At 71.1% G+C, this 1,636-nt stretch carries 1 protein-coding gene and 2 pseudogenes; 1 reads left to right on the top strand and 2 read right to left on the bottom strand.

Annotated features, from left to right (window positions below; all coding sequences use genetic code 11):
- Positions 1 to 300 (bottom strand): annotated as a pseudogene (locus JNW91_RS31320) (2-C-methyl-D-erythritol 4-phosphate cytidylyltransferase); the annotation flags it as partial.
- A 55-nt stretch (positions 301 to 355) separates the two neighbouring features.
- Positions 356 to 841 carry a CarD family transcriptional regulator gene (locus JNW91_RS31315; RefSeq protein ID WP_007073334.1) on the bottom strand — a complete coding sequence of 162 codons (486 nt, stop codon included), beginning with the start codon at positions 839 to 841 and terminating at the stop codon, positions 356 to 358.
- A 327-nt stretch (positions 842 to 1,168) separates the two neighbouring features.
- On the opposite strand from JNW91_RS31315, the pseudogene JNW91_RS31310 reads away from it, so the two are divergent.
- Positions 1,169 to 1,636: pseudogene (locus JNW91_RS31310) on the top strand (hypothetical protein); the annotation flags it as partial.

The following is a 1,636-nucleotide window of genomic DNA, read 5'->3' as shown; positions in this document are numbered from 1 at the left end:
GGCACCGCGGCCAGCGCGGCGGCCACCGAAGCCTCGCCGCTCCGCGCCGCCGGGCACCACGGTCACCGGCGCCACCGGGGCGAGCAGCTCGCGGACGGCGGTCACCTCGGCGACCGGCGCGGCCACCACGATCGTGTGCACCGAAGGGGCCGCCGCCAACCGCCGCACGGCATGGACCAGCAGTGGCTCGCCGGCGAGCAGGCGCAGCGCCTTGGGTCGGCCGGGGCCGAGCCGTACGCCGGCACCCGCCGCAGGCACGAGGACCGCGACGTCACCGCGCGGATTAAGCTGCGCGGTCACGTCGCGGTCCTCGGTGGTTTCTTCGCTACGAAGTGGGTACGACGATGCTGTGGGACTAGGCCTCGGTGAGCACCTTGTCGAGCAGCGTCTCCGCCTCGTCCTTGGTGCTCTTCTCCGCCAGCGCGACCTCGCCGACGAGAATGTCGCGGGCCTTGGCGAGCATCCGCTTCTCACCCGCGGAAAGGCCCCGCTCCCGCTCCCGGCGCCACAGGTCACGCACGACCTCGGCGACCTTCAGCGGATTGCCGGAGGCCAGCTTTTCCAGGTTGGCCTTGTAACGCCGCGACCAGTTGGTCGGCTCCTCGGTGTGCGGAGCCCGGAGAACGTCGAAGACCTTTCCGAGGCCCTCTTCGCCGACCACCTCGCGTACGCCCACGATCTCGGCGTTCTCGGCGGGCACCCGGACCGTCAGGTCACCCTGAGCGACCCTCAGGACGAGGTATTGCTTGGGCTCGCCCTTGATGACCCGAGTCTCGATTGCCTCGATGAGTGCGGCCCCGTGGTGGGGGTAAACAACGGTCTCGCCGACACTGAAAACCATAGGTTCGAAACCCCTTTCGCTGTGTCTAGGGTAACACGGTCAGGCACCGATGTCTCACCGATGTCCTGACCGTTGGCGCAGCTCAGGGGCCCTGTGAGAGGTCTTTCTTCAGCTTGACAGGCGGTCAAACCGATGGTTCGAACACGCTCCGTAACGTACGGATGACTGCCCGGTACGGGTGAACAGAACGTCGAGATCAAGGGCTATGCGCTCACCTCATGGTATCCCGACCGGCCGGACCGCGCCCAGGTGTAGCGAGAGGTGCCTCCGGTGGGGGACGCTGGAGGCCGAACAGAACTCCGCTCTCGAGACGCTTCAGGGGGTCCGATGGGCAAGCCGGACGCAGAGGGCCACGGGCCGTCCGACGGCCTGCCCGACCTGCCCGCCGAGTGGGGTCGGGTGGTGATCCCCGACGACGCCTCGGCGCTCGCTGGCGAGGCCGCCCAGATCCGCCGTGAGCTACGCCGGGCCGCCGGGCTGCCCCACCCGCACCGGGCCCTGGCCCTGCCGATGCTGGTCCTGCTGGTCGCGGTGCTCACCACACTGGCCGGCCTCCTCGCCGTCACGTGGCCCCGCGCCGGCCGGGGCACCGACCGGCCGACCCCGACGCCCTCCAGCCCGCCGCCCTCACCGGTCGGCCGCTGCCCGCGCTCGACCTGGTCGACGCCGGACAGGCGCCGGTACCGCTGCGCGGCCTGCTGCCCGCCATGATCATCCTCGTGGACGGCTGCGCGTGCCCCGGACGTCGCCACCGGAGGCCGTGGCGGCCGGCGGCCCGCCCGGGGGTCACCGTGC

The organism is Micromonospora parastrephiae (assembly GCF_016802865.1).
GTDB lineage: Bacteria > Actinomycetota > Actinomycetes > Mycobacteriales > Micromonosporaceae > Micromonospora > Micromonospora parastrephiae.
Note: the sequence above shows the minus strand (reverse complement) of the source record. Positions and strands in the feature narration are given on the sequence as shown.

Excerpts from the sequence above, each read along its gene's own strand:
- JNW91_RS31315 (WP_007073334.1), bottom strand. The coding sequence starts at position 841 with ATGGTTTTCAGTGTCGGCGAGACCGTTGTTTACCCCCACCACGGGGCC.